Here is a 22,160-nt window from a genome sequence, read left to right on the forward strand (position 1 = left end):
TTTATTTGTGCTTCTAAAATAATGATGATTTAATTACATTTGTTGTTGTTGTTGTGGATGTTGAGTTGTACTACTTGGTAATGATGCTCCATTAACTTTAGCAGCAGTATCACTATTTCATGGTTTTGGAGTTACTCCATCATCTTCTGGTATTAAACTTTCAGGATTATTAAGAGCAGTAACTATTGTTTCCATTAATTCATCAGTTTCAATCCTTTTTTGATTAAAATTATTACTATCAGATAAATCTTTCCTATTAATAGTTATATTTTGTTTTACTTCATCTCTATAAAAGGTATAACTTATACTTTTAAAATTATCATCTTTATCAAAAGTTAAAGAAAAATCAACTTCATTTTTAGCTAAATATGATAATGCACGAATTTGTTCAGGACTAAGTTTCACTTCTGCTTTTAATGGAATTCCAAGTTCATCATTACATAAAACATAACATTTTCCATTAAAAATATTAAAATTAAAAGTTTTAGTATTTTTTAAAAATAAGTTTGATTTTAAATCAAGTATTGGTGTTACTGTTCTTGCTTCTAATACTCTTGCTTTTGCTTTTTGATTTATGGTACTAAGTTGTTCTTTATCTTCATCACTTAACTTATTAGAGCAATTTACTTTCTTATTATTTTCATCAAAATAATATGCTCTTAAAAATTTACGATCACACTTATTAAATAAAATAACAGTATTTGCTTTTTTATTTTGTTCTATTAAATTATTCAAAATATCATTTTCATTTTTTTCTAATTTTAATTTTTTATCCAATGTTTGCTCATCAGTTGTTATATTTAAATCTCATAATTTTCTACTATCATCTCATTTTAAATTAATAACATTTTTAACGATAACTGGAGATAATTTTGTAGCTGATGGTTTTGGTGATATTACCTGTTCAGCAGCAGTTCTTGCCACTTTAACTTGTGCTCCATTTTCTCCACAGTGAATACCCTTTAATCCATCAAGAAATAAATTATTATTTGCAAAACTTTTTCTTAATTCCGATAAAGAAATTGTTCGAATACATTGTAGTTGATTTTGATCAGCAATAACTACTCATTTTTCTACTAAATTATTACTTGGGTTTTTCGCAAAGTATACTTTTTGATACTTACCAGCAACTTCTATATCATTATTTCATATATTTTTATTTTCTTGAGAAAGTTCTTGTTCAAAAATTACATTTTCTGGATCTGATTTAGCATCTGATATTTTTATTTTACCATCTTCTATTACTAAACTATACAAACCTTCTATGCTATTATTTTGCAATGTTTCAGAGATATTATTTGCAATCTGTAAAGGTTCAGGTAAATCTTCTGGTGCATTTACTAAAAAACGCATAGCAACTAAATCAATTTCTTGTTGCTCTTCTTTAAGAAGAGATGCTAATCCATTATTAATTGTTGGTTCTATAGTAAATCCTAATTGTGGAGGAATACTTAATGCTTTTAAATCATCAAATTGCTGGTTGGTTAAAGGATTAAATTCATATGCTTGATATTTTACATTATCATATAACCATCCTAGAACAGGTTTTTTTGTTATTTTATAGGTTTCTCAAAAAGTTTCTCCATTTTCGTTAATCTTTTTATTTAAATAAAAAATATCATTATCAGTAATATTTTGAGCAGTTGTTGAGATTATAAAAGTATCATTTGGATCAGTAACATTTTTAATAAAAATTTCATTTCCTTGACGATAAATAAAATAGTCTTTTTCAACATTCACTAAGTTTAAATGTTTTTTAAAATTTTCAATCATTGTACTATTTGAAGAATAATCATTAATTTTATAGTGTTCCACATCTCAAACTGGGTTTGGTTGTTCAAATGGATTTCGCAACTGTGGAGCATCTAATAAATTATTAATCTTTTGATTAATTAAAACATCATTTTCTTTAAACAGTCCAGAATTTATAAAAATTCCATTAAATTCTGATAATTTTATACTTCCTAATAATCCTAATTCAGGTCTTATTTCACCTTCAGATTCATCAAATAAAATTTTATATATTTTAATTTTAGTATTGTCAGTTTCATCTTCAACGAAAACTAATTGGTCTTTTTTAAATAAACTTTGATCATTTTGAGTTAATGATTCATCACTAATAAATATAGTATTAACTAATGAACCACTATCAACAACAAATTTTCCATCTTGATTTAAACTAACTATTTTTTTTACTTTTAATGGATTAATCTTGAAAGAAGAATTCTTTAAAATATTAAGTGTATTCTTTTTTGAATATAGGTCATCCTCTACTTCAATAGCAATATCTTCAACATCACTTATTTCTGATTGATATATATTTCTCATAATGTTTGTAAATCATTTAAAATTTTTCATTAGTGGCATTTTTATTTTTCTCCTTTAATTATTACATTTATGGTGTTGGTGTAGATAAAACTGACTTAACACTTTGTTCTACTGGTTTTGATGGTGGTTCAGTACCATTAACTTCCTTTGCAGGAAAAGAATTATTACTTTGTACTTCTTTTTTAGGTGCAACAGAATTATTTTGTGAATGTTGTGAATGTAAAGAAGAGGCTGTAATAATTACTCTTTCAAAAGTATCAATTAATTTTTCAGCAATTTTTATATCTTTCCTCTTATGAGTCTGGTTATCAATAATATATGCAAACAAAATCTTTCCATTTTTATCAACTTCAATATTTATACTACCATTACGAGGACATTTTTTGGCTACAAAGTTTTTAAATTCCTTAGCATCATTTACATCTACAGGAACAATTGTTTTGTTTTTATTATCAATAAACAAATAACACGTTCCATTTTCAGCAAATGATAATTTCATAGGCTCTTCAGATCTTTTTATAATATTAACATTAAGATCATCTAACTCTTCTTTATATTCTTCATTATTTAAATTATTGGATTCTGATTCAGTTTTTAATAATAATGCTGGTAATTCTTTTTTACCTAAATATTCAAGAATAATCTTATCATTTTCTTTTTTAGTTCGATATAAATGTACTAGAGAACTATCTAATTTTTCTTTTACTATTACTAGTTGTTGTAATTGATCACTATTAATTACTAAAGGTGGTTGTTGAATAATACTAACGTTTTCATCATTAGTTTTTTTTACTAAACGTCCCTTTTCATCTACATATACAAGTTCAATAATATATTCTTTTAAACTACTATCCAATTGTGTTTTTATATCATCAATCTTAACTTCCAAACTATTTAAAGTTATATTGGCTGATGATTCATCTTTTTTAGAACTTAATGATTTTTGTACAAAATCATTAAGTTCTCGATATTCTACTGTCTCTGATAATGGCATACTCTACCTCCATAATTTTTAATAAATGTATAAATTTGCAAAATATAAAAGCTAAATATAATAAACCCCTTATATTTATTTAAAAAAAATAAAAGGGGAAACACTATATTTAATTCATATGCCTATATTTTAATACTTTTATATTCTTAAAACAAGCACTTATCAATAAAAAGAAAAAATCAATATATTTTTATTTAATAATTAAAGACTCACTTGTCATAACAGTTGGTTTAACTAAACCCAAAACGTCTAATAGCGTTGGAGCAATATTTGCTAAGCAACCACCTCATTTTAATTTTAATCCTGTTTTACAAATAATAAATGGTACTGGTTGCGATGTATGTTTTTTATTAGGATTACCCTCTTTATCAATCATGATTTCAGCATTACCATGATCAGCAGTAATCATTAAAATACCATTCACTTTTTTTATTGCTTGATACAATTTTCCAAGACATTCATCAATAACATCAATCGCATCAATGGCAGCATTTAAAACACCAGTATGACCAACCATATCTGGATTAGCAAAATTTAAAACCATAACATCATATATGTTTTTAGAAATTTCACTTTCTAAACGAGTAGTAATTTCGCGAGCACTCATTTCTGGTTTTAAGTCATAAGTTGCTACTTTTGGTGAAGGAATTAAAATTCTTGTTGATAGTGGATATTCAACATCAACACCACCATCAAAAAAATAAGTTACGTGTGCATATTTTTCAGTTTCAGCAATTCGTAATTGATGATATTGATTTTTACTTAATCATTCCCCTAAAGCATCAAGCATTGATATAGGTGGAAAAATAACACCTTGTGGTTTAACACTTTTAGCATATTCCATCATTGAAATAAAAAAAGTATTTTTTAATGTTGGTATTTTCATACTAATATTAAAATCATATTTATTATTTGTTAATGCTGATGCTAATTGAATTGCACGATCAGGACGAAAATTAGCAAAAATAATGCTATCGTTATTAGTAATATTGCCATTATTAATTTCAGAATTATAAGCAGGCATAATAAATTCATCATTACGACCAGCACTATATTCTGCATTAACATAAGCAATAGGATCAATAAATGAAGCGCCTTCATGATTAACTATTACATCATATGCTATTTTTAAACGATCTCAACGTTTATCGCGATCCATAGCATAATATCTTCCTGAAATAGTAGCAAGCATACCAACACCTAATTGTTTCATAGTTTTTAATAACTGTTCAACATAAATTTTAGAAATATCAGCTTTTGTATCACGACCATCTAAAATAGCATGAACATAAACATTCTTAAAATTTTGTTGTTTAGCAATTTCTAATAATGCCAAAATATGATTAATATGAGCATGTACTCCACCATCACTTAGTAAACCAATAATATGAACATTACTATTATTCTTTTTGGCATGATTAATTGCTGACAATATTGTTTCATTTTTAAAAAATGTTTTATCATTTATTGACTTATTAATTAATGTTAATGACTGATAAATTACTCTACCGGCACCAATTTGTAAATGTCCAACTTCAGAGTTGCCCATTTGTCCTTCTGGTAAACCAACTGCAAGGCCAGAAGCTGAAACTTCAGTATGCGGATAAGTTTTTAATAAATAATCCAAATTAGGTTTTGTTGCAGAACTAATGGGATTAGTTGCACTAGATTTTGCAATACCAAAACCATCTAAAATACATAGTAATATTGGTTGTTTTGTTTTCATAAATTTCACCTCATATTTTATTTAATAACTTGCAACTGATGTTTAAAATTATCAGATTTAAAAATAGTAATCATTTTAGTAATAAAATCAGTAATACATTGATAATGAACAGTACTCAAAATAACAATATCTTTTTTAAAGACTATTTTAATAGATTGCTTTTTAGTAATTTTAGTAATTATTGTTTTTAAATCACAAATTGATTTTAAATCTTGACTTAATAAAATAACCATACTAGGATTATCACTAATATTATTAGAAAGAAATAAAATAGTATTACTACTATTAGCTAATAAATTGTGTCCTTTAATTTCCATTAAATTATAATCTAATAAATCATTATTAAAAGAATAATGAGTAATTTTCAAATTATCAATGACTTCTGAATAATAACCATAAGCAAAAGTCTGCGATAAATTTTCTAATATATCTTGAGATACTATCCGCCATTTTGAAAATGACTTCAATAGTTCTTTATGAATTTTTTGTAATTGTCATAAATCTTGATAATTAGTAATATTAGTTATCGGTGCTATTGGTTGAATATTTTCAGGCTGATTAATTGCTCTAATTTTTTTATTAATAGCATTAATAGCAATAATGATTGGTTTTTTAGCATTAATAAAAAAGTTTTCAATTCGTTGTTTATTACCTGCTATTAATGTTATTTTTCGCTGATCTTTATTAGTTTTAATAGCAACAACTGCTATTTTTTGCAAATTAATAATTTCTTGTAATTCAACTTCATTAAATTTTTTTAAATAACTATATTCTTTTTTATTTTGCAATAAAATTAACTGTTCTAATGATAATTTTTGTTCTAATAAAGAATTAATGATACATTCACTTTGCAATATTTGTTTTCTATTTATCTTTAAATTATTAAGAACAACAATAAAATTTTCTTCAGTAATAGAAATAGAACTAAAATTAGAAGTTTTATAATTTAATTGTTTCATCAAACTATTTGTAAATAATTTAGCACCAATTTTATTATTAACTAATGATTGATGATGACTTTCATTGATGGTTAAATATAATGGAATATCGTTAATAACGATTGGTCCACTATTAACTTTAACTAAATGAATATAAGTATTAGGAATAAGAGTATTATTAACATCAATTACTTCACCAGTAAAATATTCATTAGTAATAATACCTTTGTCACTAACAATACTATCACTACTAGAAGCAAAAATAGTTTTAGTACAAATAATAAAGCCAATTTGTTCTAATTGATTAGTGTCTTCACCATTTTTACTAAACAATGCTAAAATTTCTGAATTATTCCTAAAAGCATTGACAAAAGTGGTTGCCGGAAAGGCACGATGTTTAATTTTTTTTGTTAGTTTTGTTCACATACTTTTAATTTGTATCTTTGATAATTCCATGTTTAGTTAACTCCTTATTTTTATTAGTAATTTAAATAGAGTTAAATTAGTAAATCAAAAAAAGATTGTGGTACTAATGAAGCACCTCCAACTAATGCACCATCAATGTCAGGTTCAGAAAGTATTAATTTAATATTATCGGGTTTTACTGAACCACCATACTGAATACGTACTTGTTCTGCAACATTTTTATTATATAATTCACTAATAAATACACGAATCATTTTACAAACCGTTTGAGCTTGTTGAGCTGTTGCTGTTTTACCAGTACCAATTGCTCATATTGGCTCATAGGCAATTACTAACTTAGCAATATTTTCTGCTTTAATATTTTTTAATGCTAACTTAATTTGATTTTTAATTACTTCATTAGTCTTTTTATTTTCATATTGGTTTAAAGTTTCACCACAACATAAAATTGGTATAATATTAGCATTAAATAGTGAATGTAATTTTTTATTTATTGTTTCATCTACTTCATTAAAATACATTCTGCGTTCAGAATGACCAATAATAACATGACTAACCATCATATCTTTTAGCATCTTAATTGAAATTTCACCAGTATATGCACCTTCGGTTTCATAATGACAATTTTGAGCTGCAATAATTAAAGCAGAAGTTTTATTCATTTTTAATAAAGGTAAATTAGTAAAACTAGCTGCTATTCCATAATCATATTTAATAGTTTTAGTTTTTAATAATTTATTAAATTCATTTAAAAAAAATTGAGTTTCTTCTATATTTTTATACATTTTTCAATTTCCAATAATAATCTTTTTACGTTCCATTTGTTTCTCCTTTAAGTTAATTTTTTTTTGATATAGTTGGCTTTAATAAAGTTGCTGCTTCTTCATCAATAATAATTGTAACATCATCATGATTTTGTAAAAAAGTACATGGATAATTTGGAGAAACTTTACCTTCAACTAACTCTCGAATAGCTTGTGCTTTATTAGTTCCTGTAGCAATTAAAACAATCAATTTAGCTTGTAAAATAGTATGAATACCCATCGTAACAGCTTTGGTTGGTACATCTTCAACTTTAGAAAAAAATCTTTTATTAGCTTCAATTGTTTCTTTAGTTAAATTAACAACATGTGTTTTACTACTTGCAAGAGTACCTGGTTCATTAAAAGCAATATGACCATTAGTACCTAAGCGCAATATTTGTAAATCAATTGGTCCTTTTTCTTTTAATAATTTTTCATACTCTTCCACATTTTGGTCTAAATCACCAATACCTTTAGGAACATACGTATTTTTTAAATTAAGACTTTTAATATGATTAAATAATTGATGATTCATAAAATAACGATAACTTTTTACATGATATGGAGTTAAACCAACATATTCATCTAAATTAAATGTTACGACTTTTGATCAATCTCTTTTGTTATTTTTTGCATCTGCTATTAATAAATCATATGTTTCAATTGGACTACTTCCCGTTGCCAATCCTAAAATAGCATTTGGTTTAACTTTAATAATATCAATAATAATTTTACTTAATAATTGAGCAAGCTCAGTTTTATCTTTTAAAATAATTAATTTCATAATTTAAAAACCCCTTACATTACTTACTTATTCTTGCTGATATGCAATTTTTCCTTCACATATTGTTAAAAAAATATCATTATTCTTAGTTAATACAATAATATCTGCTAATTTACCAATAACAATATCACCCGTTTTATTTGCAATTCCTACTTGTTTAGCACTATTATAAGAAGCCATTTTGATGCAATCTTGTCAATTATTATTAGTAATTTTTAATAAATTTTTAAAACCAGCAATCATTGTTGCAATGCTGCCTGCTAATTTTCCGGTTGCTTCAACAGTAACCTTATTATTACTTTTAATGACAGGTAATGGTCCCAATAAATACTTACCATCAGGCTGTCCTTTCGCACTCATGGCATCAGTAATCATACAAATTCCATCGGCACACCTTTAATTTTATATGTTATTGCTAAAATATCAATATCAACATGAATTCCATCACAAATTAACTCAGTAACTAATTGATCATAATATAATGATGCCGGAACAACACCAGGATCAGGATGATTATAGGGGCTCATTGCATTATAAAGATGGGTAATATGCGTTAAACCATATTCAACAGTTTTAGTTATTTCTTTAAAAGTAGCATTACTATGACCAACACTAGGAATAATGTTATTAATTATATTTCAAGATTTTACTAAATTAAGATCAGGAACATGAAGTAATGACGGAGTATGTGCTCCTTTTTGTAATTCTGAGATAAAAGGTCCTTCTAAATATGCACCAATAATTCGTGCCTTGTTACCTTTATTTTCTGTTTTCATATACTTAGCAAATACTGAAAGAACATTATCAATTTCTTTTTTGCTGGCAGTAACTGTTGCATAACAAAACTTTGTTACTCCCTCTTTTGGAACTAATTTTGCAAAATTATTAATTGATTCAATGGTACCATCCATTAAACTATAGCCATAACCTCCATGTACATGTAAATCAATAAAACCAAGTATTATTGTTTGATTATGACAATCAATAACCTGAGCATCTTGAAATTCATAATTATACTTTCCTTCATTAATTTGGAAAATTAAATTATCTTTAATTACTAAAAAACCATTATTTATTATTTTCTTAATGCTAATTATTTTCGCATTATTTAAAACTAAAATTTTAGACACTAATACCCTTCTTTCTAGAATTATTAATTGTTTAAAATTGCTAATGACACTATTATACCTAAAATTTTAACTTAAACCTAAATCTAAGAAAAATAATTAAAAAAAAGGCTTAATTGCCTATATTTTAAATAATGGTGGCTCGAAGCGGATTCGAACCACTGACACTTCGCTCTTCAGGCGAATGCTCTACCAACTGAGCTACCGAGCCGTTACCTATACAATAATAGCATATAAAAGTAAAAAATAACAAGGGGTTAAAACTTATTTTTTAATTTATTTAAATATATATTTATTTTTTTGCTAATTATCTTCTAATTACATATCTTCTTCAACAAGGTTTTTCAGTTTTTGGCATTAAGTGATTTGAGTCTCTTCTAATTTCTTCTTTTCAATTATTATTTAATAAATCAGTAGACTCATTTTCTTTAGAACCTGTTTAAAATCTTTTCAATAAAATTGAAATAAAGGCAAGAACAACCATTTGTAAGCTAGTATTTAATTTTTTTTCACAATTTTTTCATAATCTTCTGCATTTTTCTAATCATGCAAAACTTCGTTCTACAACTCATCTTTTTGGTAATACTACAAAAGAATGTAATTCATTACGTTTTATAACTTCAACATTTGCATTTATAATTGTTTTAATTTTAGAAGCAAATTTTTCACCAGTATAACCAGCATCTACTAGTATTTTTTGAACTGCAGAAAGATTCTCTTTTTCATTTTCAATCATTATTATAGCACTATTACGATCTGTTTTTTCTGCTGTGGTTATGTAAATTGCATGTGGTAAACCTTGAGAATCAACAGCAATATGACGCTTTATTCCTGAAATCTTTTTACCAGCATCATAACCTTTATTTTTAGTAGTATCTGTATTTTTAACACTTTGTGAATCAATTATACAAAAACTAGTTTGTTCTTTTCTACCATTATTGATACGAAATGCCTTGACTAATTTTTTTTAAAACTAATTGTAATACACTAGGTTCTTTATCATTATTTTTACTTCAAGCTTGAAAATAATAATATACAATTTGTCATTTTGGAAAATTTTTTGGTAACATTCTTCACTGGCAACCACTTTTTAATACATATAAAACTGCACAAAATACTTCATATAAATCTAAACTTCTTGGTTTAGTTCTCTTTTTAGTATTTTCTAAAATTGATTTTATATTTTCAAATTGCTCTTTGCTAACATTACTAGGATAATTTTTACACATATATACCTCTTATTTTAAAATATATAATCATTTTATCCTATTCTCTAAAAGATTTTAAACAGGTTCTAATAGTAAAAAAGATTCTTCTTTAGTTAATGGCATATATACTTCTCCTTTTTAAAAGCAAAAGAACCCATTTGCTTTAAAAAAACAATGGGTAAAAACTTATATTAAGTTTATATATTAAGTTTATATATTAAGTTTATTAAAATATATTATACTTTATTTTTTTATTTTTTAACTATTAATTTTTAAAAAATAGTTACATTGAACAAAAATATTACATTATAACATAAAAAATATCTTTAAAATAAGATAATATATTTATATTAGAAATATAGTTATTAACTAAATTCAATCATATACTAGTTATAATTACTTATTTATTTTATCTAAAACACCATTAATGTATTTATAATCATCATTTGGACAATAAGCTTTAGTTATAATAATAGCTTCATTAATAATAATTTTTTTATCTGTTTTAGTATGGACAATTTCATACACTGCTAAAATTAAAATTGCTTGTTCAATTGGTTTTAAATTTTCAAAATCTCATCCTTGTTTTAAATTTTTATTAATTAAATCTATTAAATCATATTCATAATCAATTATTTTATTTAATATCTCACATTGTTCAGTAATTAAACTCTTACCTTCTTCTTCAAAAAGAAATTGTTTAAATGCTTGTTGTGATTGGCCTTCAAGGAAATATTGATATAATACTTCTATCATGCCAATTCTTTTATGATGCTGGGTTATCTTCTTTTGTTCTTGCATTGTTGATTTCTACTTCCTTAGTTTTAGCAATAAATATTATATGAATATTTAATAAAAATAAATTTAAAGCTGATTCAGTACGTCTTAAAATTAAATTATTAATTTTATTTTTTAAATTTACTAAATCTTCATTTGGATTAACAATTAATTTTATTCGCACAACAATATTATTATTAATAGCAGTAATATCATTTGTTTCTAACATTAGAACTTCAACATCTTCTAATGTTAATTGAAAGTTATCATTAATTAATAACATATAAATAAATTTTTTAATAACTAACGAAGATAATTTTAATGTTCCAACTTTACTTTCTTCAATAAGTATTTCCATAATATTCACCTTTCTTAAGCGCGAGTTTTGTATTTCCCTTCATCTGTACTTACTACAATTTTATCACCATTATTAATAAACATTGGTACTTGTAATTGTAAACCATTTTCTAAAATAGCTGTTTTTGTCGTATTAGAAACACTATTTCCCTTGACTCCTGGTGGAGCATCAACAACCGCTAATACTACCGAAGGAGGTAAATCAATACCTAATATTTCTAAATTTTTATAAACCCTTAATGATACTTCATTACCAGGAACTAAAAATTTTTTTTCTCATGATAAGCGTGATTGATCAATCCTAATTTCATTATAATCTTCATTATCCATAAAAACTGAATACATACCATCATCATAACTATAAATTGCTGGTCGTTTATCAATAATAGCTGGATAAACTGTATCACCACCGGTAAAAGTAATACTAATAATAGCTTGTGTCCTTAAATTTTTTGCTTTTACCTTCACATGCGCTTGTCCACGTCCACTTTTAGAATGTGCTGATTCAATAACTATTAAAATATCAGTTTTATTATGTAAAAAAGTAATTCCTGGTTTAAAATCATTAACGTTAATCATTTTTATTTTTTCTCCTTTCAAATGTCAATTTCACGAGATGATTTTGTTAAAATTTGATAACCATCTTTGGTAACTAAAATATCATCTTCAATTCTAACACCACCTAAATTAGGAATATAAATACCTGGTTCAACAGTAATAACCATTCCCGGAACTAAAATAGTAGATTCATTTTTAATAACTCAAGGCGATTCATGAATTTCAATACCAAGTCCATGACCAGTACCATGAGTAAAATATTGTTCATAACCCTTTTCTTTAATATATTCTCTACAAATCTTATCAATTTCACCAATAGCTATACCTGGTTTTACAGCCTTAATTCCTGCCATTTGTGCTGATTTAACTATTTCATGAATTTCAATTAATTTTGGATTAACTTTACCAATCGCAAAAGTTCTAGTCATATCTGAACAAAAACCTTCATATACACAACCAAAGTCACAAGTAATTAATTCATTATTGCCAATTTTTTTATTACTAGCTTTACCATGAGGCATTGCTCCTCTTTCTCCAGAAGCAACAATAGTATCAAATGATGCTTTTGTTGCACCATTTTTAACAAATGAACGTAATATTATATCTTCAACATCTTTTTCACTAACACCAGGTCGGATAAAGCTTAAAACTTCATTAAAAGCCAAATCACCAATAGCACAAGCTTTTGCAATTCGTGCAATTTCGATTTCATCTTTAATCATTCTTAATGAACTAACATAAATTGGAACAAATTCAATATCTTTAATTTCTTGCTTTCAACTTTCTAATTGAGCAATAGTAATATATTCTGCTTCAAAACCAATTTTTTTAATTTTTTGTGATTTTAATAAATCTTTCAACGAAGAAAAAATATTACTAAATTGAATGCATTTAACATTTTTGGCATTTTCTTTTCCCTCAGTAATATATCTTCCATCTAATAATAAATTTGCATCATTTTTGCTAATCAATAAATAACCTAACGTTGAAATAAAATCACTATATCAAAAGCGATTTTCGGGAGAGTAAAATAACATAGCATCTATTTTATTTTTGGTTAATATTGTTTCAATAATTTCTTTTTTATTTAAATTTTTCATTTTAAATTCAATCCTTTTAATAAATCATTAATTAATAACTAAGTATATTGTACTGCAAATTAAAGAAAAGAAATAAGTAAAACTTATTTCTTTTCTTTATGTAGTGTATGTTGATTACAACGAGAACAATGTTTTTTTGTTTCTAATTTTTCAGGCTTAGTTTTTTTATTACGATCAGCAATATAATTTTCTTCTTTGCAAACTTCACATCTTAAAGTTAATCCATCACGCATTGTGCCCCTCCTTAATAATAATTGAGTTATATACAATACAATATTATTGCATAATTAAATAGTTAGTTCAATTAAATAAAGGAATTATTTTTAAACTTCCTTATATGAAAAAATGTTACTAATATTAAAAATACAAAATATCAGTAACTAGGTAATTATTTAAATAATATTATTTAAAATACTTGATATCAATATAAGTCATCAGTTTTATACTGTGTAAAAATACTAACTGTTTTATTATATCTATTAATTTCGCCATTCATTCCATTAGGAATACTTTTAGTATTAACTTCTAAATTCTCAATTTTGTTTATATTTGCATCAATATTAAGAACATAATTTGGATTATTTAATGTTTTAACGAAAAAATTAGTTGAAGATTTACCCTTATTTTCTTGATTATTTAATAATTTTATTTCACTTATTTCATTAGTTAAATTTATTGTTTTTAATACAACTAATTCATTTTCAGAATTAAGATTTCTCTCAATTATTCTAACTGTCATTTTTTGTTGTCGATCAAATAAAAGTAATAATTGACTATTAATATTCAATAAATCATAAGCATCAGAAATTTCAAAATTATATTTTCCTTTAATAACTTGACCTGTTCAGAATATGTATTACTTACATAATCATAATGAATCAATAATTTGAATATTTTTACTATCTTCTTTTAAAATATATGTTTTACTATTTAATCTAATAATATCAATTCCATAAAGATCTAAAATTAATACTTGATTATTATCATCTTTAATTACTCAAACTTCTCTATTAGTTTTAAAAAAATATTTTGCTGTTCACGATAATTTATTAATAGTAAAATCGGAATTACTTACTAAAAGACTATAGTCTCCATTATCTGACTTAATAATAACTTCATCATCACGAATATAGTTAATTTCTTTTATTAGACTTGGTGCAAAACCTTTAATTTTAATAATTTAACGGTTATTATTAATATCAAAGGTGATAATTATTATGTTAAAAAAATACAAAGATGAACAAGAATTTTATAGTTTAGTGGGAATAAAACTACAAACATTTCAAAAAATGGTTAAAATTTTAAAAAAAGCTGAAGCAATTAAAAAAGCAGTTGGTGGTAAACCTAATAAATTATCAATAGAAAATCGTTTATTAATGACATTAGAATACTGAAAAGAGTATAGTAGTTATAGAGTTATTGCAAAAAGATATAATATTAGTCATACTAGCTGCATTCGTAATATTTTTTGAATTGAAAATACTTTAATAAAAAGTGGAATTTTTAATTTATCTGGCAAAAAAGATTTAATCAAAAATAAAGGAATCAATAATACTTTACTAGCTATTGATGCTACTGAAACTCCAATTGAAAGAATTAAAAAAAACTAAAATTACTTTTTTCGGGTAAAAACAAACATCATACTCTTAAATCGCAAATAATTATTGATATTTTAAATGGAAAAATTATTTCAACCGCTTTTTGTTTTGGAAGCATTCATGATTTTAAATTACTTTTAAAATCTTTTTAATAAAATTGAAATAAATGAAAGAATAACCATTTGTAAACTAATATTTAATTTTCTTTCAGAATTTTTTGATAATCTTCTACATTTTTCTAATCATGCAAAACTTCGTTCTACAACTCATCTTTTTGGTAATAATACAAAAGTATGTAGTTCATTACGTTTTACAACTTCAACATTTGCGTTTATAATTTCTTTTATTTTAGAAGCAAATTTTTCACCACTATAACGATAATCTACTATTATTTTTTGAACTGCAGAAAGATTCTCTTTTTCATTTTGAATCATTATTATAGCGCTATTACGATCTGTTTTTTCTGCCGTAGTTATGTAAATTGCATGTGGTAAACCTTGAGAATCAACAGCAATATGACGTTTTATTCCTGAAATCTTTTTACCAGCATCATAACCTTTATTTTTAGTAGTATCTGTATTTTTAACACTTTGTGAATCAATTATACAAAAACTAGTTTGTTCTTTTCTACCATTATTGACTTGAATTTTTATAACTGATTTTTTTTAAAAATTAGTTGCAATACACTAGTTTCTTTGCCATTATTTTTACTTCAAACTTGAAAATAATAATATACAATTTGTCATTTTGGAAAATCTTTTGGTAACATTCTTCATTGACAACCACTTTTTAATACATATAAAACCGCACAAAACACTTCATATAAATCTAAACTTCTTGGTTTTGTTTTCTTTTTGCTATTTTCTAAAATTAATCTTATGTTTTCAAATTGCTCTTTACTAACATTACTTGGATAATTTTTAATCATATACACCTCTTACTTTTAAAGTATATAATGATTTTACTTTATTTTCTAAAAGATTTTAAACAGGTTCTTAAATTTAAGAAGTTAATTACATTTTAATTTTCAAAAAAAATAAATGCAATAAAAAATTAATATTAAAGTATTCTAATCTATTTTCTAAAAAATATTTTTTATCAAAACCATTCTCCTTTTTAAAATCTTTAATTTGACAAATTTTAAAATATACTTATCAAATAACTTCTATTTACAATTAATTTATTTTCATAAAATTAATAAATCCATTACTTAAAACTAAAGTAATGGATTAATTTTTATATTAAACTAATAATATATTTATAATGTTATTTTTGGTAATTCTTTTCTAAAGATTAAATAATACATACCAGGTAATAAAATACCACCACCAATAAAATTACCAAATAAGGTTGGAAGTTGTACTTGATAACCAAATTGTAAAAAGTCATTAAATCCACTATGAATTCCATAAATATTAAATAAAGGCCCTAATCCTCAAACATAAGAATTTGCTACAACGTGAGAAAAACCAGATAAGGCAAAAACCATAATTACTAATCCTATTAATAAAAATTTAGCAGTAGATGAACGAGTGGCATGAGAAATATAAACACTTCCTGCTACTAAAAAATTACATAATATGCCACTAAAAAAGGCTTTTCATCAAGACATTACTAATTTATGATTAAAAATACTAACAGCATTATCCAAAAAAGCTTGATTATCAAAAAATCCTGCTCATCATGTAAATAATGAAAGAATAAAACAACCTATAAAATTACCAATTAATACTACTAGTAAGTTAATTAACATTCTTGTTAACTTAACTTGTTTTTTTATTAATGGCATAAATATCATGGAATTAGAAGTAAAAAGTTCACCACCCATAAAGACAATCATAGTAATTGCTAAAGTAAAAATAAAACCAAATGTTAAATTTTTAATACCCTTATCACTTAATCCTCTACTACCAAAAATAGCCGCAATATAAGCAATACCAACAAAAAGTCCAGACGCAATACCCATTAAAAAAGTTTTTAATAACGGACTTTCTGCTTTCTTTAATGCATACTTATAAACAGCAATATAAGTTTCAATACTTGTTAATGTTTCTTCATTATTGATATTTTCTACACTTGTATTCACGAATAAACTACTCCTATCTTTTATTTAATAGCAGCAAAAGCTGTTTTTAAAGTTTCTTTAATAATTGCACAAGATTTATCAAATGCCGTTTGCTCTTCTTTCGTTAATGGTAACTGAACTACTCTTTTTCAACCTTTTTCGTAAAGTATTGTTGGTACACCAATATAAAAACCTTGCTGTCCATATTCTCCCTGTAAATAAGCACCTGCTACTAAAACGTGATTTTGTCCTTCAAGGATATTTCTTACTAATAATGCCAATGCTGCACCAATACCATAAAAAGTTGCACGCTTTAATTTAATAATTTTATAAGCTCTTTGTGCTACTTCTTTTCTTAATTCTTCTAAATCTTTTTCTTTAATTCTACCTTCAGTAATTTGTTGATAAATAGTTTTATTACCTACCGAAACCGAACTTCAAGGAATCATTGAAGAATCACCATGTTCACCAATTACATAAGCAGCAACTGACTTTGGATTAACTGCAATTTTTTCTCCAATTAAATATTGTAAACGTAAGGTATCTAAAATTGTACCAGAACCTAATACTTGATGATAATCAAATTGTGTAATTTTTTGATAAACAGTTGTCATAATATCAACAGGATTAGATGCAATAATAGTAACACCTTTAAATCCTGATTTTTTAATTTCTAAAGCAATGCTCTTCATAATTTTGGCATTATCTGCTACCATATTTAATCTTGTTTCACCATCTTTTTGTGGTCTTCCAGCAGTAATAACAATAATATCAGCATCTTTACAATCGCTGTAATTTCCCGCCTTAATTGAAATAAAAGGATGATCTAAAGCTGCTTGACAATCAGCAAAATCAATCGCATTACCTTCAGCTATACCTTCAAAAGCATCAATTAATACATATTCTTGGGCTAAACCTTGATTAATGGCACTGTAAATAAAACTACTACCAACAGCTCCACATCCAACAAGGACAATTTTTCGTTTTGCCATATTTACCTCCATATTTTTTGCATTTCATGTAACAGTACTTTATCCTCGGCACTATTTTAATAACTTACTTTTTAAAATAAAAGTTACAATGATATGTAATATTTTTATTATGCTTTTTATATAAGAATGTTAAAAAAATAAAAATCTAATTAACAAGGACAAAAATTTATTACATTTTTATCTTACCACTATTTTAATAAAAAAATAAAACTTATTTTTTTATTAAAATAAGTTTTATTTTTTCTTTTAAATTTTTGTTTTTCAATTAATAACAATCCCTTTTGGTCTAGTAAAAGCAAGTAACGAAGGACGAATACCTTGTACGCCAAGACCCGAATCCTTAACACCAACAAAAGAAAAGTGATCGGGACCACGTTGTGACTGATCGTTAATATTAACACTTCCAACTTCTAATAATTTAGCAATACTCATTGCACTATTAATATTAGTAGTAAAAACAGAAGCTTGTAAACCATATTGTGAATCATTTGCAATATTAATTGCTTCTTTTACTTCATCAAAAATAATAATCGGCAACAATGGTGCAAAAGGTTCTTCTCATGCTAAATTCATTTTTGTTGTTACGTCAGTAATAATAATTGGTCACATTAAATTTTCTTTAAATTTATTACCAACTAAACAATTGGCTCCTTTATCTAAAGCATCTTTAATTAATTTTTTAGCATTATCAACTGTTGGTTGATCAATAACAGGAGTAATATCACAATCATCTGTGGGCAAACCAACAGTTAACTTTTCAACTTTTTCTTTTAAAATTGGAATTAATTTGCTACTAATTGTTCTTTGTACTAACACTCTTTTAATAGCAGTACAGCGTTGTCCTGAATAACTAAATGCACCTTTAATGATTTTGGTTGCTGTATCTTCAAGATCAGCATCATTAAGCACTATTGCTGGATCTTTACCTCCTAATTCTAAAATCAAATCAGCTTTTAAAGATTTCTGTGAAATACGATTACCAACAACAGCACTACCAGTAAAAGAAATAACATTAATTGCTTCATTTTCAACTAAACTATCACCAATTTCACTACCTTTACCACTTATAGCATTAAAAACACCATTAGGAATGTTAGCTTCTTTAGCTAATTTAGCTAAGTGTAATCCCACCAATGATCCTTGTGTTGCGGGTTTAAAAACAACACTATTACCAGTCACAAGTGCTGGAAATATTTTAGAGACTGATAAATTTATCGGATAATTAAAAGGGGAAATAGCAAGAACAATTCCTTTTGGTACGTATTCAAAAACAGCTAATTTGTTCATACTTCCTCAACTATCACCTGTATAAGATTCAGGATGAAGACGTAATGCTTCTTGTAAAGTATATTCAATATATTCAACTGTTCTATCAATTTCACTGCAAGCTGCTTTTGTGCCTTTAGCAATTTCATTAGTCATTAATTCAGCAAGTATTAATTTATCGCGAATAATTAATTGTTTTCAAGAATTTAAAAAAGAAATTCTTTTTAAAATAGGCATTTGTTCTCAATTTTTTTGAGCAAATTTTGCAGATTCATATACTTTTTTAATTTCAACTTTAGTTAAGGCAGGAACTTGGCCTGCTATTTTATTAGTGGTGGGATTGATAACTGATATTCAATTACCATTTTCATACAACTCACCATTAATTAGAGATTGATATTTAATAATATTATTTGTCATCTATACTTCCTCCTTAAATCACTACCATAATAATTATAGCATTGATATAAGTCATATCCTATTCACTCTTAACTAAAATTATTATTTAAATTTATATTATGAAAATCAAAAAAACTAATTCTTTAAAAAGTCCATAATTTTCAACAAAAAAGTTTATTTTAAATACCATTGTTGCTTTCTTTTCCATCAAAATTTTCTGATATTGATGATATATCAGCATCAATAACATCAGTTTTTAAATCAATCACTAAATTACTACCGCCAGCAATAATATCATCAGCAACTACTTTGCCAGTTCCTTCATTTACCTTGCTAAGATTAATGTTACTTGCTTTAATCACTAATCATTTTTCTTTTTTCGTTAATATATTAATAAAAGATGTTGCTGGTGATAAGAAAGTTTTAATAATACTAATACTTTTACTTTTAGGAACTTTTATTACTTTATTACCTTTTGTTGTTCGTGAAGTTTGTTCAATAGTATTGAATAACATTCGTTTAATTGTTCCAACTGATGTTAACATTGCATAAATATCATTACTATTACCACAAGCCATTCCTACCACTTCATCTTCTTCAGAATTAATTTTCAAAGCTTTAACACCTGTTGCAGTTTTAGTTAATAATGGAACTTTCGTTTCTAAATATTTTAAAGTCATACCCTTGCGAGTACTAATAACAATAAAATCATGACCGGTAGTACTATTAACACTAATAACACTATCGTTCTCTTTTAACTTAACATATTTGGCGGTTTTATTAAATCTGGTAGTTGCTAACTCTAAAAGTGGCATTCTTTTAATTAAACCATATCTAGTAGCGACTACTATATTTACATTTGGCTGTTCAAAACTATTAACTTGCGCAACACTAATAATTTTTTCATTTCCTTCAAGTTTACATAACGTATTAACATGAATACCATTATCTTTCCATTTATTTTCTTCTAATTTAAAAATTGGTATTAAAAAATAATTACCTTTATTTGTAAAAAATAATAAATTATTAAAATTATTGAACATTGCTCCACCAATAATAACATCATTTGGCTTACGCCCAAAATCTTGATAATCAAGATTTTGTAAAAATACTTTACTACTTATTACCTTAATTCAACCATCATAACTAATACTAACAAATACATTTTCTTGTCGCAATGTTGCTTTTTCATCAATTGTAATTTCAGAAATTTCACCTTGAATTTGTGATTTTCTTAATCCAGAAAAATGAGAATTAATTTGTTCTAACTGAGTAATAATAACTTGAAGTAGTGAATTTTCATTATTAAGAATTTCTTGTAAAACAATAATTTTACTTTCAATATCTGCTTTTTCTAAAACTAATGATTGAATATCAGTAGCAGTTAAACGATATAAACGCAATTGTACAATTGCTTCTGCTTGAATATCAGTAAAATTAAAAGCTGATATTAAATTTAATTTTGCTTGCATACGGTCAGTTGATGTTCTAATAATTTTAATTACTTTATCAACTTCACTTAATGCAATAACTAAACCATTAACAATCTCTAATCTTCGTTCTAATTGTGCTAAGTCATATTGTGAACGCTTAGTAACAACATCAATTTGATGATTAATATAAAAATCTAACATATTAATTAAACTCATTTGTACTGGTTTTTTGTTAGCAATTGCTACTAAATTAAAGTTATAATAAATTTGTAAATTGGTATTTTTAAATAAATAATTTAAAATTTCTTGTGGTTTACTATCTTCTACTAAATCAATAACTATTCGTAAACCAAAACGATCCGTTTCATCACGTACTTCTTTAATACCATGAATTTTTGCTAATGTTTTAACATCATCAATTTTTTTAATTAAATCTTGTTTAATAACTTCAAATGGAATTTCGGTAATAATTATTTGTGGAATTTCACCTTCATTATTAATATGAGTTTTGGCACGAATTGCAATTCGCCCCTTACCAGAACGATAAGCTTCTTTAATACCTTTAATACCTTGAATAATTCCTCCGGTTGGAAAGTCAGGACCCTTAATAACACGCATTAATTCGCTTAAATTACATTGTGGATTATTAATTCTCATGACAATTGCATTAATTACTTCTTGTAAATTATGAGGTGGAATATTAGTTGCCATTCCAACGGCAATTCCAGAAGCACCATTTACTAATAAATTTGGAAAATAGGCAGGTAAAACTGTTGGTTCTGTTTCTGATTCATCAAAATTTTTAATTAAACTAATAGTATTTTTCTTAATATCCTTCAATAATAATTCTGAAATTAATGATAAACGTGCTTCTGTATATCGCATCGCAGCAGGATTATCACCATCAATTGAACCTTTATTACCGTGCATTTGTACTAATGGTCATGCTACCTTTCACTCTTGTGCCATTCTACACATCGCAGCATAAACTGCTGTATCACCATGAGGATGATATTTACCAATTACTTCTCCAACAACACGAGCTGCTTTTTTATATGCTTTATCATTGGTTAAACCCAAATCATTCATAGCATGCAAAATTCGACGTTGAACTGGCTTCAAACCATCACGGACATCGGGCAATGCTCGTTCTAAAATAATATATTTGGCATATCGACCAAAACGTTCTGCAACAATATCATCAATAGGATAAGATAAAATTTGTTCATTATTTTGTTGAATCTCTTCTTTACTATTCATAACTTATAAACTCCTTTTTTT

Annotated in this window: 21 protein-coding genes and 1 tRNA gene; 1 reads left to right on the forward strand and 21 read right to left on the reverse strand. The window is 25.5% G+C overall.

From position 1 onward, the window contains the following. Positions 1–33: 33 nt before the first annotated feature. The 16 genes from AAHM96_RS06210 to AAHM96_RS06285 all read right to left on the reverse strand — a co-directional run bounded on the left by AAHM96_RS06210 (position 34) and on the right by AAHM96_RS06285 (position 13,913). Entirely contained in the window at positions 34–2,358 is a 2,325-nt protein-coding gene (locus tag AAHM96_RS06210; protein ID WP_342272968.1) for a hypothetical protein, read from the reverse strand. Between the two features lie 37 nt (positions 2,359–2,395). Next, on the reverse strand, positions 2,396–3,322 hold the full coding sequence (locus tag AAHM96_RS06215) for a hypothetical protein (RefSeq protein WP_342272969.1): 927 nt from the start codon (positions 3,320–3,322) through the stop codon (positions 2,396–2,398). A 190-nt stretch (positions 3,323–3,512) separates the two neighbouring features. Next, positions 3,513–5,048, reverse strand: a complete 1,536-nt coding sequence (gene gpmI, locus AAHM96_RS06220; RefSeq protein WP_342272970.1) for a 2,3-bisphosphoglycerate-independent phosphoglycerate mutase — start codon at positions 5,046–5,048, stop codon at positions 3,513–3,515. Positions 5,049–5,065: 17 nt separating this feature from the next. After that, positions 5,066–6,442: a hypothetical protein gene (locus AAHM96_RS06225; RefSeq protein WP_342272971.1), complete on the reverse strand. Its 1,377-nt coding sequence runs from the start codon at positions 6,440–6,442 to the stop codon at positions 5,066–5,068. 41 nt (positions 6,443–6,483) lie between these two features. Then, positions 6,484–7,233, reverse strand: a complete 750-nt coding sequence (gene tpiA / locus AAHM96_RS06230; RefSeq protein ID WP_342272972.1) for a triose-phosphate isomerase — start codon at positions 7,231–7,233, stop codon at positions 6,484–6,486. Positions 7,234–7,249: 16 nt separating this feature from the next. Then, on the reverse strand, positions 7,250–7,999 hold the full coding sequence (gene nagB, locus AAHM96_RS06235) for a glucosamine-6-phosphate deaminase (protein ID WP_342272973.1): 750 nt from the start codon (positions 7,997–7,999) through the stop codon (positions 7,250–7,252). Positions 8,000–8,026: 27 nt separating this feature from the next. Then, positions 8,027–8,323, reverse strand: a complete 297-nt coding sequence (locus AAHM96_RS06240; protein WP_342272974.1) for an amidohydrolase family protein — start codon at positions 8,321–8,323, stop codon at positions 8,027–8,029. Next, positions 8,260–9,129: a hypothetical protein gene (locus tag AAHM96_RS06245; protein ID WP_342272975.1), complete on the reverse strand. Its 870-nt coding sequence runs from the start codon at positions 9,127–9,129 to the stop codon at positions 8,260–8,262. The genes AAHM96_RS06240 and AAHM96_RS06245 overlap by 64 nt, the downstream gene beginning before the upstream one ends. Before the next feature lie 132 nt (positions 9,130–9,261). Next, a tRNA-Phe gene (locus AAHM96_RS06250) sits at positions 9,262–9,337 on the reverse strand. 228 nt (positions 9,338–9,565) lie between these two features. Next, positions 9,566–10,355 (reverse strand): IS5 family transposase gene (locus AAHM96_RS06255; RefSeq protein ID WP_342272742.1). Its coding sequence is split into 2 segments (ribosomal slippage): positions 9,566–10,093 and positions 10,095–10,355, totalling 789 coding nucleotides; the frame shifts between segments, so codons are not numbered across the junction. A gap of 375 nt (positions 10,356–10,730) precedes the next feature. Next, positions 10,731–11,135: a transcription antitermination factor NusB gene (gene nusB / locus AAHM96_RS06260; protein ID WP_342272976.1), complete on the reverse strand. Its 405-nt coding sequence runs from the start codon at positions 11,133–11,135 to the stop codon at positions 10,731–10,733. Then, entirely contained in the window at positions 11,101–11,469 is a 369-nt protein-coding gene (locus AAHM96_RS06265; RefSeq protein WP_342272977.1) for a hypothetical protein, read from the reverse strand. The genes nusB and AAHM96_RS06265 overlap by 35 nt, the downstream gene beginning before the upstream one ends. A gap of 14 nt (positions 11,470–11,483) precedes the next feature. Continuing rightward, positions 11,484–12,047, reverse strand: a complete 564-nt coding sequence (efp, locus tag AAHM96_RS06270) for an elongation factor P (protein WP_338975581.1) — start codon at positions 12,045–12,047, stop codon at positions 11,484–11,486. A 2-nt stretch (positions 12,048–12,049) separates the two neighbouring features. Then, positions 12,050–13,126, reverse strand: coding sequence for a M24 family metallopeptidase (locus AAHM96_RS06275; RefSeq protein ID WP_338973802.1), 1,077 nt, complete (start codon positions 13,124–13,126; stop codon positions 12,050–12,052). An 83-nt stretch (positions 13,127–13,209) separates the two neighbouring features. Continuing rightward, on the reverse strand, positions 13,210–13,359 hold the full coding sequence (gene rpmG / locus AAHM96_RS06280; RefSeq protein WP_174481164.1) for a 50S ribosomal protein L33: 150 nt from the start codon (positions 13,357–13,359) through the stop codon (positions 13,210–13,212). Positions 13,360–13,532: 173 nt separating this feature from the next. Further along, positions 13,533–13,913: a hypothetical protein gene (locus tag AAHM96_RS06285; protein WP_342272978.1), complete on the reverse strand. Its 381-nt coding sequence runs from the start codon at positions 13,911–13,913 to the stop codon at positions 13,533–13,535. A gap of 430 nt (positions 13,914–14,343) precedes the next feature. Between AAHM96_RS06285 and AAHM96_RS06290 the strand changes: the two genes are divergently transcribed. Then, a complete protein-coding gene (locus tag AAHM96_RS06290) occupies positions 14,344–14,736 on the forward strand; it encodes a transposase family protein (protein ID WP_342272979.1) in 393 nt (130 codons plus the stop codon). Between the two features lie 125 nt (positions 14,737–14,861). Here AAHM96_RS06290 and AAHM96_RS06295 read toward each other — a convergent pair. The 5 genes from AAHM96_RS06295 to parC all read right to left on the reverse strand — a co-directional run bounded on the left by AAHM96_RS06295 (position 14,862) and on the right by parC (position 22,139). After that, positions 14,862–15,652 (reverse strand): IS5 family transposase gene (locus tag AAHM96_RS06295; RefSeq protein ID WP_342272980.1). Its coding sequence is split into 2 segments (ribosomal slippage): positions 14,862–15,389 and positions 15,392–15,652, totalling 789 coding nucleotides; the frame shifts between segments, so codons are not numbered across the junction. A 330-nt stretch (positions 15,653–15,982) separates the two neighbouring features. Beyond that, positions 15,983–16,810 (reverse strand): formate/nitrite transporter family protein, encoded by an 828-nt coding sequence (locus tag AAHM96_RS06300; RefSeq protein ID WP_342272981.1) that lies wholly within the window; start codon positions 16,808–16,810, stop codon positions 15,983–15,985. Between the two features lie 20 nt (positions 16,811–16,830). Next, on the reverse strand, positions 16,831–17,781 hold the full coding sequence (locus tag AAHM96_RS06305; RefSeq protein ID WP_342272982.1) for an L-lactate dehydrogenase: 951 nt from the start codon (positions 17,779–17,781) through the stop codon (positions 16,831–16,833). Positions 17,782–18,027: 246 nt separating this feature from the next. Next, the gene (locus AAHM96_RS06310) at positions 18,028–19,467 is read right to left on the reverse strand and encodes an NADP-dependent glyceraldehyde-3-phosphate dehydrogenase (RefSeq protein WP_342272983.1); all 1,440 of its coding nucleotides are present in this window, start codon (positions 19,465–19,467) and stop codon (positions 18,028–18,030) included. A gap of 158 nt (positions 19,468–19,625) precedes the next feature. Further along, positions 19,626–22,139 carry a DNA topoisomerase IV subunit A gene (parC, locus tag AAHM96_RS06315; RefSeq protein WP_342272984.1) on the reverse strand — a complete coding sequence of 838 codons (2,514 nt, stop codon included), beginning with the start codon at positions 22,137–22,139 and terminating at the stop codon, positions 19,626–19,628. Positions 22,140–22,160: the final 21 nt, after the last annotated feature.

This window comes from Spiroplasma endosymbiont of Acasis viretata (assembly GCF_964031275.1).
In the GTDB taxonomy this organism is placed as follows: Bacteria; Bacillota_I; Bacilli_A; order Mycoplasmatales; family VBWQ01; genus Spiroplasma_E; species Spiroplasma_E ixodetis_A.